The sequence below is a fragment of the Vibrio sp. NH-UV-68 genome (assembly GCF_042940635.1).
Classification (GTDB): domain Bacteria; phylum Pseudomonadota; class Gammaproteobacteria; order Enterobacterales; family Vibrionaceae; genus Vibrio; species Vibrio pacinii.
Window position 1 is genome coordinate 437,009 of the sequence record NZ_CP134976.1, and the last position, 13,305, is coordinate 450,313.

The 13,305-nt window shown below is 44.4% G+C and carries 13 protein-coding genes and 1 tRNA gene; 10 read left to right on the forward strand and 4 right to left on the reverse strand.

The features are described 5' to 3' along the window. Positions 1-87: 87 nt before the first annotated feature. The 8 genes from ViNHUV68_RS16410 (at position 88) to gntR (ending at position 8,353) form a co-directional block, all read left to right on the forward strand. Complete coding sequence (locus ViNHUV68_RS16410) at positions 88-1,464, forward strand: diguanylate cyclase (protein ID WP_391091620.1); 1,377 nt, start codon at positions 88-90, stop codon at positions 1,462-1,464. A gap of 70 nt (positions 1,465-1,534) precedes the next feature. Further along, the gene (locus ViNHUV68_RS16415; protein WP_038177538.1) at positions 1,535-1,969 is read left to right on the forward strand and encodes a DUF962 domain-containing protein; all 435 of its coding nucleotides are present in this window, start codon (positions 1,535-1,537) and stop codon (positions 1,967-1,969) included. 245 nt (positions 1,970-2,214) lie between these two features. After that, on the forward strand, positions 2,215-3,231 hold the full coding sequence (locus ViNHUV68_RS16420) for a TRAP transporter substrate-binding protein (RefSeq protein ID WP_038177537.1): 1,017 nt from the start codon (positions 2,215-2,217) through the stop codon (positions 3,229-3,231). Positions 3,232-3,295: 64 nt separating this feature from the next. Further along, on the forward strand, positions 3,296-3,853 hold the full coding sequence (locus ViNHUV68_RS16425; RefSeq protein WP_038177536.1) for a TRAP transporter small permease subunit: 558 nt from the start codon (positions 3,296-3,298) through the stop codon (positions 3,851-3,853). Beyond that, the gene (locus ViNHUV68_RS16430; protein WP_038177535.1) at positions 3,846-5,162 is read left to right on the forward strand and encodes a TRAP transporter large permease subunit; all 1,317 of its coding nucleotides are present in this window, start codon (positions 3,846-3,848) and stop codon (positions 5,160-5,162) included. Before ViNHUV68_RS16425 ends, ViNHUV68_RS16430 begins: the two co-directional genes overlap by 8 nt. Before the next feature lie 83 nt (positions 5,163-5,245). Beyond that, the gene (locus tag ViNHUV68_RS16435) at positions 5,246-5,746 is read left to right on the forward strand and encodes a gluconokinase (RefSeq protein ID WP_038177534.1); all 501 of its coding nucleotides are present in this window, start codon (positions 5,246-5,248) and stop codon (positions 5,744-5,746) included. Then, positions 5,743-7,236, forward strand: coding sequence for an NADP-dependent phosphogluconate dehydrogenase (gene gndA / locus ViNHUV68_RS16440; protein WP_391091623.1), 1,494 nt, complete (start codon positions 5,743-5,745; stop codon positions 7,234-7,236). The genes ViNHUV68_RS16435 and gndA overlap by 4 nt, the downstream gene beginning before the upstream one ends. Positions 7,237-7,351: 115 nt before the next feature. Continuing rightward, positions 7,352-8,353: a gluconate operon transcriptional repressor GntR gene (gene gntR, locus ViNHUV68_RS16445; RefSeq protein ID WP_391091855.1), complete on the forward strand. Its 1,002-nt coding sequence runs from the start codon at positions 7,352-7,354 to the stop codon at positions 8,351-8,353. A 265-nt stretch (positions 8,354-8,618) separates the two neighbouring features. Here gntR and ViNHUV68_RS16450 read toward each other — a convergent pair whose 3' ends face one another. Then, positions 8,619-10,145, reverse strand: a complete 1,527-nt coding sequence (locus ViNHUV68_RS16450) for a DUF3612 domain-containing protein (protein ID WP_391091625.1) — start codon at positions 10,143-10,145, stop codon at positions 8,619-8,621. Positions 10,146-10,307: 162 nt separating this feature from the next. Here ViNHUV68_RS16450 and ViNHUV68_RS16455 point away from each other — a divergent pair, with 162 nt between their 5' ends. Then, positions 10,308-10,874, forward strand: coding sequence for a hypothetical protein (locus ViNHUV68_RS16455; RefSeq protein ID WP_391091627.1), 567 nt, complete (start codon positions 10,308-10,310; stop codon positions 10,872-10,874). Positions 10,875-10,929: 55 nt separating this feature from the next. On the opposite strand, the gene ViNHUV68_RS16460 is transcribed toward ViNHUV68_RS16455, so the two are convergent. Beyond that, positions 10,930-11,634, reverse strand: coding sequence for a MaoC family dehydratase (locus ViNHUV68_RS16460; protein WP_038177529.1), 705 nt, complete (start codon positions 11,632-11,634; stop codon positions 10,930-10,932). A 315-nt stretch (positions 11,635-11,949) separates the two neighbouring features. Between ViNHUV68_RS16460 and ViNHUV68_RS16465 the strand changes: the two genes are divergently transcribed. Next, a tRNA-Ser gene (locus tag ViNHUV68_RS16465) sits at positions 11,950-12,040 on the forward strand. Between the two features lie 141 nt (positions 12,041-12,181). Here the strand turns inward: ViNHUV68_RS16465 and map are convergent. Beyond that, a complete protein-coding gene (map, locus tag ViNHUV68_RS16470; protein WP_391091856.1) occupies positions 12,182-12,967 on the reverse strand; it encodes a type I methionyl aminopeptidase in 786 nt (261 codons plus the stop codon). Continuing rightward, positions 12,960-13,184: a ParD-like family protein gene (locus tag ViNHUV68_RS16475; RefSeq protein ID WP_391091629.1), complete on the reverse strand. Its 225-nt coding sequence runs from the start codon at positions 13,182-13,184 to the stop codon at positions 12,960-12,962. Before ViNHUV68_RS16475 ends, map begins: the two co-directional genes overlap by 8 nt. Between the last annotated feature and the right edge of the window lie 121 nt (positions 13,185-13,305).

Here is a 13,305-nt window from a genome sequence, read left to right on the forward strand (position 1 = left end):
ATAAATTTTAACATTTATTTTGGCGTGGGTAGGTGAAGTGGTTTCATCAACAAAGATTGCACGCATTGCACGATATGTGGGGGAAGAATGGCCTATCGCCTAGGCAAGCATTACTTTATTAAGAGCTTGTTTTTGATTTCATTCGTTTTTTCTATAGGCTTGGTTGAATCTCTTGACCGAAGCCAAAAGTCCTTTCTACGTGACAGCTTATTGGCGAAGGCGAAAGAAGAGCTCTCTAACGTGCGTTCTGAATTAGAAACAGCAATCGTGTCTGATGTTTATGTTGCCAACAGTCTTTCTGCTTTAGTGGCGTCAGATACTGATTTCGAGTTCTCTGGTTGGGCACTGATTGCCTCAACGGTTTTACGCAAAAGCCGTCATGTTGAGCTAATTGGATTAGCACCTAATGACGTCATTGAACATATTTATCCACTCCAAGGTAATGAGCAAGCCCTTGGGCTCGATTATCGAACCATTCCCGGACAATGGCGAACCATTAAAAAAGCGCAGCAGATCCAAGAGATCTTTATTGCAGGGCCGGTTGACCTCGTTCAAGGCGGGCGAGCCTTGATTGCTCGATTGCCAATTTTTACCGATCCTCCCTACAACACAAGGTATTGGGGTGTGTGCAGTCTGGTGATATCACTGCAGTCGCTGTTTACTGATGCCGGTATCGCCTCGTTTGAGTTCAGTCATAACCTAGCGATACGTGGTACTGACAGTAAAGGGATGGATGGTGAACTTTTTTATGGCTTACAATCGACGTTTGATGATGCGTTTGCGATTGAATCTGTCCATTTTCCCTATGGCAGTTGGGTTGTTGCTGCATCAGCGAAGCAAGATCTACTATCGAATAGTTCTTGGTATCGTGTGCACGTGGTGCGTTTAATCGGTTATCCAATGATTGCTTTGTTAATCGCGGCATTTGCGATGACTTATCGATTGTTCTTAACCGCTAGTAAGCGTTCACTGCAAGATGAACTGACTCATCTGCCCAATCGACGTTACTTTATGTTCACCCTTAGTGAGCATTTTGATGCAATAAAAAAAGGTTCTGGAGCCGAGTCTTTTGCGATATTAAATATAGACTTGGATGAGTTCAAAACTATCAATGATACCTATGGTCATTCGGCTGGTGATAAAGTGCTGATTGCGACTGCTGAGCGATTAAGAAGCGTATTGCGCACCTCTGATGTTGTTGCTCGTTTGGGAGGCGATGAGTTCTTAATATTATTGCCGAGAATCGAAAAGGTCGAAGATATTGATATTATTAACCTCGCGCTACAAAAAGCGATTTGCCAAACGCCAGTGATTTATGAACATTATCTAATTAATCTTAAGGTCAGTGTGGGTTATGCCGTCTATCAAGATGATTTTACTGATATTGATGAAATGCTGAAGTTAGCAGATAAGCGTATGTATCAAGAAAAGCATCGTCGTAAACACAAAAATATCACAGATTGATGCCCTGTCGCAGCAGGTTTGCCAAACTCATGCTATAGAAATGATAGATAACATTTTTAGGTGATGGCGTATGAAAGACCTTGCTCAATGGTTGGCTGAATATGGCGAAAGTCATCAAAATCCACTCAATCAAACCATCCATAAGATCGCGGTGCCTGGGATTTTTTTATCTGTGGTGGGCCTTATCTGGTCAATTCCAGAGCTTCAACTCTATGGTTTTACCCTAAACTGGGTGTGGGTAACTGCGATACCTGTGATGGTATTTTATTATCGTTTATCGCTGAGCGTGTTCTTAATGATGCTTGGTTTTACGCTTGCTTGCATCTCGCTAATTTGGTCGCTAGAACTGCTTCAGGTATCAGTATTGTTAGTTTGTTTGCTTCTGTTTTCTGTGTTGTGGTTGCTTCAATTTATTGGCCATAAAATCGAAGGTAGGAAACCATCATTTTTTGCTGATGTGCAGTTTTTGCTTATTGGTCCTATCTGGGTATTTCGTAAACGTTAGTCTTAAGTTCAGCGCTACCTGACTCATAGTCTTTTGGCGTGGGCTGATTCACACTTCCTCTTTTTATTGTTAAATGTTGTCATAACACATTAAATAAATGTGATTCATGTCTCTGCAAACACTTGCTTGTTACCGGTAACATTACTCCTGAAGTTACCGGTAACATAAGAATTATACCCGGTAGCCTATCTAAGAGTCACTCTGACTTGATTGGATAACTGAAACAAAACAAGGATACCCCTACTATGAAAGCAATGACCAAAACTCTGCTTGCTGCCTCTATCACTGGTCTCTTTTCCGTCTCTGCCTTAGCAGCTGACTTCAATCTAAAAATTCAATCTTCTGATCCGTCGGGAGATTTGAACTATAAAGTTCAACAAAATTGGGCAGAGCGCGTCGAGACAATGTCTAACGGACGTATCGAGATTGACTTGCTGCCTGTCGGTTCGGTAGTCAAGCATACTGAAACGTTAGGTGCCATCAAAATGGGTATCCTTGATGGTCAAGTGACAGCCACGGGTTACTTTTCGGGGAAAGATCCAGCGTTTGGCTTGATTGGCAATATGGTTGGTGCTTGGTCTGATACTACCCAACTACTGCAATATATGAACTATGGCGGTGGTAATGAGCTCATGACCGAACTTTATGCGCCTTACGGTGTGAAGTTTGTTGGCGCGTCGACTACGGGTGTTGAGTCCTTTATCTCGAAAAAACCAATTGATGGTGTCGATGATCTGAAAGGTCTTAAACTGCGCGCCCCTGAAGGGTTGGTGCAGCAAGTTTTCGCAGCGGCGGGCGCAACCCCAGTAAACCTGCCTGGTTCAGAAGTTTTTACTGGCTTAAGTAAAGGTGTCATCGATGCTGCAGATTACACGGTGTTTTCAACCAACCAAAAAGCAGGCATGAATGACATCGCAACTCACCCAGTACAGCCAGGCTTTCACTCTTTGCCCTTGATTGATATCTCTATATCACAGAAGAAGTGGGACAAAATGCCAGCTGATCTGCAGACTATTTTGCAAACCTCGGTACGTGATTTCTCTTACGACATGACTACGCAGCTAAAAATGGCGGACATGGCCGCAGTAAAAGAAGCGCAAGCTAATCCAGAGATCACGATTCACAATTGGTCGGACGTAGAGCGTAAGAAATTCCGTGAAATCGCGAAAACACAATGGAAGGTATTTGCTGAGCGTTCTCCAAATGCACAAAAAGTGTATGACTCTGTCACTCGCTTCCTAGAAACCAACGGCCTACTGTAATTTCTTACGCCCTTGTCTCGCTTCTCGTAGGAGGGTTATGCCCTCCTAATTTTTGGGATTTTTTATGAATGATAACACGCCTCACTCCACCCGAGAGCCCGAAGAACAGCCAAGAAATGTTCTTGATCGTGCGATTATTAAAATCAGTAACCTACTCAGCTGGTTTTTTATTTTTACGGTGCTGATTTCATTTTATGAAGTGGTGATGCGCTACGCATTTGATGCTCCTACCACTTGGGTTCACGAGACCGCCTCGTTTATTGGTGGTTCGCTATTCATTGTTGGTGGTATTTACGCGTTTGCAGCCAATAGGCATGTCCGAGTGGTGTTGATATACGACGCTGTCTCCCATCAGACGCGCAAATACCTCAATATGGTTCATCATATTGTCGGTTTGGCTTTTGCAGGCATGTTGGCCTATGCCTCTTATTCTCTTGCTAAAGAAGCTTGGTTTACGCCATGGGGCGAACTCAGGCTCGAAACCTCGGGTTCTGTGCTCAACGCACCATACCCAGCTTTGCTCAAAGGACTGATTTTTGTCGTCCTATGTATTCTCGTTGTCCAATATGTATTGCACCTAATCCAAGAGATTGCTGGGCTAAGGAATAATGACGATGTTTGATTTATCTTCAATCGGCCTAGCATGGGGTAGTATCCTGATGCTGGTAATGATGATCGCTTTGTTGCTAACAGGGATGCAGCTCGCTTTTGTGACCGGTTTTGTTGCGATCTTTTTTACCCTGTTTTGGTTTGGCCCTGATGCAGTGCCCCTGATTGCTAGTCGTACTTACAGTTTTGCCTCTGGTTATGTCTTTTTAGCGGTGCCGATGTTTGTGTTGATGGCCGCGCTGCTCGATCGCTCAGGCATTGCCAAAGATCTGTTTGATGCAATGAAATCCGTCGGGCGTAAAGTCCGTGGTGGTGTAGCCGTACAGACTCTTTTGGTGGCGGTATTGTTGGCATCAATGTCAGGGGTTATTGGGGGAGAAACCGTACTGCTTGGTATTTTAGCCTTGCCGCAAATGCTGAGATTGGGTTACGACCGAAAGTTGGCGATTGGTACCACGTGTGCTGGCGGCGCACTGGGAACGATGTTACCGCCAAGTATTGTACTTATTATCTATGGCATGACCGCGAGCGTTTCGATTGGTGATTTGTTCAAAGCCTCGTTTCTTCCGGCGTTTATTCTCGCAGGCTTCTACATCGCTTATGTGCTTATTCGTTGTAAGTTAAACCCTGCGTTGGCACCGATTCCAAGTGACAGTGACGAAGAAGACGAACCTCAAGTCAGTTACTTCAAGGCGTTGTTCTTCCCGTTGCTCTCAGTCGCCGTGGTACTAGGCAGTATTTATACTGGTATCGCCTCTGTCACCGAAGCCTCTGCATTGGGCGTCGTTGGTATCATGATTTCTGCGATTATCCGCGGAGAAATGAGTCTCAACATGCTTAAAGAGAGTGCTATCGCAACGATGCGAACGTGCGGAATGATCATGTGGATTGGTATTGGTGCGAGTGCACTGGTGGGCATTTATAACTTGATGGGCGGCATCGATTTTGTCGAGGAAGTTATTTTAAGTCTAAGTGGTGGCAGTGCGATGGGTACTTTGCTGATTATGATGGTGATTTTGCTTGTGCTCGGCATGTTCCTTGACTGGGTCGGCGTGGCACTTCTTACGATGCCAATCTTTGTCCCCATTATTACTGGCCTTGGATTTGACCCGGTTTGGTTTGGTGTTGTTTTCTGCCTTAACATGCAGGTCTCTTTTCTCTCGCCACCCTTTGGACCAGCCGCTTTCTATCTTAAATCAGTGGCTCCAAAAGATATCAGCTTGGGAGAAATCTTTACGTCTCTCTTACCATTCATCGCTTTGCAGGTGTTGGTCTTGAGCCTAGTGATTATCTTCCCAGATCTAGCGATGTGGTGGAAGTAAGCGCTTCCAAACAAAATGAAACGTTATTTAGTTGGAATTCACAGCCTTCGCATCAGCCACAAGGCTAAGGATAGTATTGTCCAATGAAAGCAAAAAAAATAGTAGTGATGGGTGTATCAGGCTGTGGTAAAAGCTTGATCGGCAGCGAAATTGCAAAAGCCCTAGCGTTACCTTTTTACGATGGTGATGACTACCATCCCGAGGCTAATGTCGAGAAAATGCGTCAGGGTATACCGCTGACCGATGAGGATCGTAGTGGGTGGTTACAAACGCTCAATCGTATTTATACCGATAACGACGCGGCAGTGATCGCTTGTTCTGCGCTCAAACCCGAATATCGTCAGGTGCTTCGTCACAATAACCCCGAGTTGGTGATTGTTTATCTTAAAGGCGACTTCGATACCATTTGGGCTCGTCATCAAAAGCGCGCCAATCATTATTTTAACGGTGAGTCGATGCTACGCAGCCAGTTCGAGGCTCTTGTTGAGCCGAGTTGTGATGAAGCACTGCATATCGATATTTCATTGCCGATTGAAGGTGTGCTTCAGCAAGCACTGCAAGCGATTAAGGAGCGTCAAGGATGAGTCAGTCCAATATTGCGATGATAGGCTTAGGTGTTATGGGCAAAAGCTTGGCGCTGAACCTGATTGACCATGGGTTTGATGTCTCGGGTTTTGATGTCAATCCGGTTCATCGTGACAAAGCCATTGCAGAAGCTGCGTTGGTGAGCCAAAAAGACCATAAAGGACGATTTATCGCCTTAACGTCTTTGAGCGATTTATTGGCAAGCCTTGAGACACCGAGGGTGATCGCCTTATCGGTTCCTGCTGGGGAAATTGTTGATAACGTCATTGATGATTTACTAAACGCCGGTTTAGCCAAGCAAGATATTGTCATCGATACTGGCAATAGCTTATGGACAGATAGTGAACGTCGAGAGCAGCAATATCAGGGTAAATTGCGTTTTTTCAGTACCGCAGTGTCTGGAGGTGAAGTTGGCGCTCGAACTGGGCCGTCACTGATGGCTAGCGGCGAGCAATCAGCTTGGCAATATATTAAGCCTATGTGGTTAGCCATTGCGGCGAAAGTCGATAGTAATGGGCTTGCTGTGGGGCCGTTTGAAAGCGGTGAAGCATGCGCGGCCTATTTGGGTCCTGCTGGTGCAGGTCATTATGTCAAGATGGTGCATAACGGGATTGAATACGCCGATATGCAGTTGATATGTGAGGCGTATCATTTCATGGCGCAGGCGCTGAGACTAAGTGCTGCTGAGATTGGGCAGATATTCGGCCAGTGGAATCAAGGTGTGCTGAATAGCTACTTAATGGAAATTAGTGCTGAAATATTGCAAACAAGCGATCCCATTACCAATAAGCCATTGGTTGAGGTTGTGCTTGATAAAGCAGGGCAGAAGGGAACCGGGCTTTGGACGGCCGTTAATGCGCTTCAAGCCGGTGTACCCGCACCGACAATCGCGCAGGCCGTGTTTGCCCGCGCGCAAAGTGGCCAAAAAGCATTACGTTTGCAAGCGGAAAAACAGTTGAACACGCCACTCAAGCAAGTCAACTTCTCTGACGTTGATGCCATTTTGACACAACTGCATGATGCGCTGTTTTGTGCCAAAGTGACGGTCTATGCGCAAGGCTTTGATCTACTTAAAACCACCTCATGTACTGAACGTTGGGCATTGGACTACGCCAACATCGCCAAGATCTGGCGAGCGGGTTGTATAATTCGAGCGCACTTCTTACAAGATATCACCAAGGCGTATCAAAATGACCCGGAGTTAGATAACTTACTGCTAGCACAAGACTTTGCCACTCAAATCGAGGCTAAATCTTCCGGCTGGCGCTCAACGGTAGCCAATGCGGCGATGTCGGGAGTGCCAATGCCAGCAATAAGTTCGGCGCTGAGCTATTTTGATTCATTACGCTGTGGTGTTCTACCGGCGAATTTGCTTCAAGCGCAACGAGACTACTTTGGGGCTCATGGCTATTCTCGGCTTGATGATGCCGAATCGAATCGTTATCACCTAACCTGGAGTGAAAACGAAAAACGTCAAATTTTACAATAAAATCAGCGCTCACCGACATGTGAGCGCTTTTTTGTTATCTAAACCAATAAAAGTTATTCTCGATGCAGGTACTATGTTACCAGTAACACAACATATCGATGATAAGAAAACCGTCATGGCCAACAAGAAAAAAAGACCGACATTACAGGATATAGCCGATAGAGTCGGTGTGACAAAAATGACTGTAAGTCGTTGTTTACGCGATCCTTCGCAAGTATCGGATGCATTGAAAGAAAAAATTAACCAAGCCGTTGAAGACCTCGGTTACATCCCGAATCGCGCCCCTGATATCCTTTCGAACGCCAAGTCAAATGCGATTGGTGTATTGGTCCCGTCTCTAACTAACCAAGTTTTTGCCGAAGTGATTCGAGGTATAGAGTCAGTGACGACGCCTGCAGGCTATCAAACTATGATTGCTCACTACAGCTACAGCACCGAGCTAGAGGAGCAAAGTATCGCTTCACTGCTCTCTTACAATGTTGACGCAATTATTTTATCTGAGAACATTCATACTCAGAAAGCACGTAAAATGCTCAAAACGGCGTCTATCCCTGTGATTGAGATTATGGATAGTTACTCACCTCGTATTGAACAAGCGGTGGGCTTTGATAATGGCCAAGCATCACTTGATATGACCAAAGCTCTTCAGGCGAAAGGACGCAAGCGAGTCGCATATTTTGCTGCGCGTATGGATGAACGTACTCGGCTTAAATTACAAGGCTATCGGCGTGCGGTTGAGCAAGTTGGGCAGTTGCCGATCAGTTTACAAACTGAAGAGGCATCTTCATTTACCTTGGGAGCGAAGCTTTTAGGTCAGTTGCTTGAGTTGCACCCAGATGTGGATGGGATTGTTTGTACTAATGATGATTTAGCGATTGGGGCATTGTATGAGTGTCAGCGACGTGGAATCAAGGTGCCGGAACAAATGGCCATTGCAGGGTTTCACGGTCACGATATTAGCCAAGCAATGATACCGAGATTAGCGACGGTCGTTACACCTCGTGAAGAGATCGGTCGTGTAGCAGCCAGTCAATTAATTGAGCGGTTAAAGGGCGCTGATAGTTGGCAAGACAGTATTGATCTTGGTTATCAGATCGAGTGTGGAGAGAGTATTTAAATTGCAATATGCAATGGCGAATATTTGCATTTTGCATTGAATTGCAGCATGAAAAAGTATTATGCGCCTAGTTTTTGTGAAATGGACGGTTTTTTGTGCAAAATAGACGCTATACAGTGCTTTGAAAGTTGGCACGCTAAATGCTTAATATTAGTTGACCCTTATTAAGCCGAGGGTCACCTAGCCAACTGACGTTGTTAGTGAACCTATTTTGTTCACAAATATATATAGCCAATCACGATTGTTGTGATTGGCTTTTTTTCTATTAAGCGCCCGCGTCTTGGCAGCCGTTATAGCAACTAGGTTTTCTTGGGCATACTGCACCTCTTGAACAAATCACTCTGGCATCAGACTGAATACCTCGCTCTATCCAATTAATATTGAGAATTTTTGCGACGGTGGTGAATTCTTTCTGCATATGACGAGGAATAGGCGCACTGCCCCCATTGCCGACACACAGCGCTTTTAACTCTTCAGCTATTTCCAGTGAGTTTCCACCCTGTGCATCGATCGCTGGGTTTAAATCTATCCCGGCACACAGGACACGATTGTTTCCGGCAGGATCGGTCATGTTAACGGATTCACAGCAGTATATTCTTGGTTCATCACCCACATTAAGAATGGATATCTGGGCGGAGCTTCCCTGTTGTGGCTCAGAAAGACGACGAAAAACGGCCCAGTGCTGACAAGGATCATTCACTTTGCGCATATTCCCCCAAGGAAGCGGAATGCCATTACCACGGTAGACGGCTTTGAGTTTGTTCTGCCCATACGCATCAAAATAATGCCAGTGTGGGTAAGGGGATACGACGGTCATGCGACGCATAGCGACAGAAGGCGACACTCCAGCCTTTTGGTGCACATCAATTTCATAGCCACTGCGGTCAAGCAATTGCCTAAACGGGACTTTAGGGCAGAGTAGGGCTCCGGCGAAAAAACTCGACTCAAAATCACGCCACGCTTGCAAAATATCTTGTGAGTTTAGCTCTGATGTTGGCGTTGCTTGATCGTATTCTTCCCAGCTATTGGCATGGCCGACGGAAAGCACACTCTTTAACCCTTCTTTACTGTGCAATACGCAGTGACCTATATAGACAGATAAATCGTATTTGAGCCGAGTAGGGTAGTGCTTAAGGACTTCATTGAGAAATATTGTACCGGGTGGCTCAAAAAATGAGGTAACCACTTGTTTGGCACTAACACCAAGTTCATCAACCACATCTTTCGGTGGACGTGAAATCCAACGTATCGTTAATCCCAAACTACGCGCGATGTCCATGAGATCTTCTGCTGAGAGATTGAGTCGTTTCAGCCCGACTTCTTCGGCTGCGCGCTCAAGATCGGGAAAGTGATTTTGATTGCTCTCTTGGTGAGCGCGGATCAACAGATGAGCAAATTGGCGGCCAGTAATACCCGTTTGCGATAACATCTCGGGAATGGCGATTTGTAAGATGTCATTAGAAAACAAGAAACTCGGCTCTAGAGCCATGCCGCTGATGCCACCGCGGTTGCCTTTATCTGGGGTGATGTCAGCTTGCTCTGGTTCATCATCTAAAAACCAAGACGGATCCTTTTGGAAAACTTCAGCGATGACTTCCAACATATCAATACTAGGCACTCGTTTTCCGCGCTCGATCATCGAGAGGTAGGAGACCGAAGGTGCATATTCTGGGCTGACTCTAATGCAACGCGCAGAGAGATCCTCCATGGTTAAATGGTTGCGTTTCCTAAGATTTCGTATCTTAGTCCCTAAAAAATGAGATTGACGAATTAAGCTTTTTGACACGGCCATTTTGTAAAATTCACACTGTAAAATTTTTGTTGTGAAATTGTAGTCAAAAATTCACTAGTATACAAAGTAAGCAAAGTCACAAATTAGCAAAACAGTTAAATGCCAATTTGGAATATTTGCTCTAGGACTTAAAAGTTGTGCAATATCCGCGAGGGAAACGCTATGAACATGCTGACATTCGATAAGACTGAAATCCAAAAACAAAATAAGCCATTTATCGCTGAAGCAGTCTTCGCGGTAGAAACAAGCCAAGCGATGGAAAAACAAGTAAAAGCCAAACAGTTGCTTGATCGCCTGTTTCCGTTAGAGAGCGGCTCGCACAAAGAAGTTACCGCTTACGTTATCGACTACCGTCACGTGATGGCATATTTCAAAGATGGTAGCCACAGTGGCTTAAAGCATCCAAAGCACTTTGTGGCTTACACGGGTGAAAAGGAAGATCCAGAATCTATCTTGTTCCGTGATGGTACAGGTAGCCATGTTGAGGTGACATTTGGCTATCACAAAGGGACAGGTTGTATTGAGTTAATTGACATTGAAGACATTCAATTGGAAACATGCACCACATTCCCGCAAGAGATGGCCGAAATGGCAGCAATGCGACACTGGATCAGCCTAGTGAAAGGGGATGCGCAAGGCAAACCGAGAGCATGTAAAGAAGAGAAAGAATACACGGCTAAAAATGGTGAGGATTATCCACTGGGATGCTGCTACACCGTTGGGCAATAATCTAAGGCAAATAAAAAAGGATACCGCGAGGTATCCTTTTTTATTGTTTGAATATTTAGAAATGCAGTTGAATTACTGACGTAATCACGGCCCCTGGGCGACGAATACCTTCAATTTCAACCTTGATTTCGCGCTCTATTTCTAAGCCTTTACGAATTGGAGTAACTTTAGCTAAGGTGCTCACTGCACGTATTTTATCACCGGGTTTAACGGGATACGGAAAGCGTACCTGGTTTAAACCAATATTGACGACCATCTTAGCGGTAGGAAATAGGTTATTGTCTGGATCTACGCTGTCAGTCAACTTAGGCAACAAAGCTAGGGTTAAAAAACCGTGTGCAATCGTCGTTTTAAAAGGAGACTCAGTTTCAGCACGCTCTGGATCGGTATGGATCCACTGCATGTCTTCAGTAACTTGACCAAATTGGTTAATACGTTCTTGAGAAATACCCAACCAATCGCCAGTATGAATCACTTGGCCGATTTGTTGTTGCAACTCTAGATAGACTTTTTGCGCTTCTGGCTTGAGTTCAAACGGTTTTGGCTGCGTAGTTTTGGGCTGATCAACTGGGAGTTGTATCTCGTCGTTGACTGCAGGTGCATTGAAATCACGTAGACGCGTAAACAAGTGGCGGTTATGAGCCTTGTTGACAATTTCTCCCCAGTATTCGCGTACAGTAGGGGTCATCCACTGCATAAATTCTGAATGCTGTTTAGAGTTTGTATCACCACGATGTTTAAATAAGTCTGCGACTTTCATAAAACCTCAGTTCTAAGCAAAATTACTCGGTTAATACGCTAATTTTGATACAGTTCACACTGTTGTGCAATTGTTTTCGAGCGTACAAGTGTTAACTGAACACTGTTTTATTCAATTAAATCATGCAATTAAAAATAAAACACTATTTTATTGAATGCATAGAGCTAAAGTTGTTTGTGGATCTTTTTTAACAATGATTTAAACAAGAAGGAAACGGTCATGCCAATAACTGCTTATAATCTAAACACTTAAACTAGGTTGTATGAATTTTTGCTTTACAACTCTAGGGGTTGAACCTAATATACCTACCGCAACGGAGAGATGGCTGAGTGGTTGAAAGCACCGGTCTTGAAAACCGGCGTACGTTAATAGCGTACCTAGGGTTCAAATCCCTATCTCTCCGCCACATTTAGAAAAGCCCGCTGAGTCATCAGCGGGCTTTTTGTGTTTTAGTACGCGATGTAGTCACCACTTAGGATTGACTGGGACAATATACCTATTTCTTATCTCAACCCTTCGTTACTACACACCTGCTTGTTTATGTGGTTCACATCATTGGCAGTTTTTCTTCTTCTCTCAACGTAAGAACTTCATAGCTTGAACTTGTGACTAATACAGTATGTTCAGATTGAGCAGAAAGCTTCTTGTCTCTAGTAACGACAGTCCAACCATCTTTTTTGGTCTTTATCTTCGCGGTACCTTGATTCACCATTGGTTCGATGGTGAATATCATTCCTTCTTTTAAAGTGAGGCCACTATTTGGAAGGCCGTAATGAAGCACTTGCGGTTCTTCATGCATTTCCCGACCTATTCCATGTCCACAATACTCTCTGACAATACTGTACCCATGGGACTCTGCATATCGTTGAATCGCATAACCAATATCACCAAGTTTTGCACCGGGTTTTACTCGCTTAATACCTTCCCACATAGCGTTATAGGTTGTATTTACCAATTGGATTGCAAGCGGTGAGGCTGATGGCATCACATACATTTTGCTTGAGTCAGCAATGAATCCATTCTTTTCTAGAGTAATGTCTAGATTGATAATATCGCCGCTCTTTAACGTTTCTGCCTCTTTAGGTACTCCATGGCACACTACGTCATTAATAGATGAGTTTAAAACGTATTGATAATCATACTGCCCTTTACTTGCAGGGCGAGCATTGAGTTCATTAACAATATACTGCTCAACTTTGTTATTGATATCCATCGTAGAGATGCCCGGCTGGACGTATGTGTCGAGCATCTTAAAAACTTGCGCGAGTAACCTTCCTGATTCTCGCATAAGCGCGATTTCATCTTCTGATTTAATCAGTACTTGGCTATGCATCATTATTCTCTTCAGTCGTTGCAATGTTTGCAGCGGAAACATTCGCAGATTGCATCAAGTCCGCCATGATTTGATTAAATGAAAGTTGAGGGTGCAGTTCGGCTAGCATGCCCATTTTGATCCAAAACTCCGCTTGTGAGTTGATTGAACGTGACATGACCGAACTTGCTTTGCGAAGCTCTTCATGAAGTTCTTCTGAGATTTTGACAATACCCATATGTATGCGATTTATATGTGAAACGTATATGTATTGTATTTCTCTTGGCTGCGTTGTCAAATAGGCATCAAGTTATCAGTTCACGTGGTGAAAAGGACATGTGTCTGTACAAATCTGGGCC

Excerpts from the sequence above, each read along its gene's own strand:
- ViNHUV68_RS16415 (WP_038177538.1), top strand. The coding sequence starts at position 1,535 with ATGAAAGACCTTGCTCAATGGTTGGCTGAATATGGCGAAAGTCATCAA.
- map (WP_391091856.1), bottom strand. The coding sequence starts at position 12,967 with ATGCATAGCCAAGTACTGATTAAATCAGAAGATGAAATCGCGCTTATG.
- ViNHUV68_RS16475 (WP_391091629.1), bottom strand. The coding sequence starts at position 13,184 with ATGGGTATTGTCAAAATCTCAGAAGAACTTCATGAAGAGCTTCGCAAA.
- gndA (WP_391091623.1), top strand. The coding sequence starts at position 5,743 with ATGAGTCAGTCCAATATTGCGATGATAGGCTTAGGTGTTATGGGCAAA.
- ViNHUV68_RS16410 (WP_391091620.1), top strand. The coding sequence starts at position 88 with ATGGCCTATCGCCTAGGCAAGCATTACTTTATTAAGAGCTTGTTTTTG.
- ViNHUV68_RS16430 (WP_038177535.1), top strand. The coding sequence starts at position 3,846 with ATGTTTGATTTATCTTCAATCGGCCTAGCATGGGGTAGTATCCTGATG.
- ViNHUV68_RS16455 (WP_391091627.1), top strand. The coding sequence starts at position 10,308 with ATGAACATGCTGACATTCGATAAGACTGAAATCCAAAAACAAAATAAG.
- ViNHUV68_RS16425 (WP_038177536.1), top strand. The coding sequence starts at position 3,296 with ATGAATGATAACACGCCTCACTCCACCCGAGAGCCCGAAGAACAGCCA.
- ViNHUV68_RS16420 (WP_038177537.1), top strand. The coding sequence starts at position 2,215 with ATGAAAGCAATGACCAAAACTCTGCTTGCTGCCTCTATCACTGGTCTC.
- ViNHUV68_RS16450 (WP_391091625.1), bottom strand. The coding sequence starts at position 10,145 with ATGGCCGTGTCAAAAAGCTTAATTCGTCAATCTCATTTTTTAGGGACT.
- ViNHUV68_RS16435 (WP_038177534.1), top strand. The coding sequence starts at position 5,246 with ATGAAAGCAAAAAAAATAGTAGTGATGGGTGTATCAGGCTGTGGTAAA.
- gntR (WP_391091855.1), top strand. The coding sequence starts at position 7,352 with ATGGCCAACAAGAAAAAAAGACCGACATTACAGGATATAGCCGATAGA.
- ViNHUV68_RS16460 (WP_038177529.1), bottom strand. The coding sequence starts at position 11,634 with ATGAAAGTCGCAGACTTATTTAAACATCGTGGTGATACAAACTCTAAA.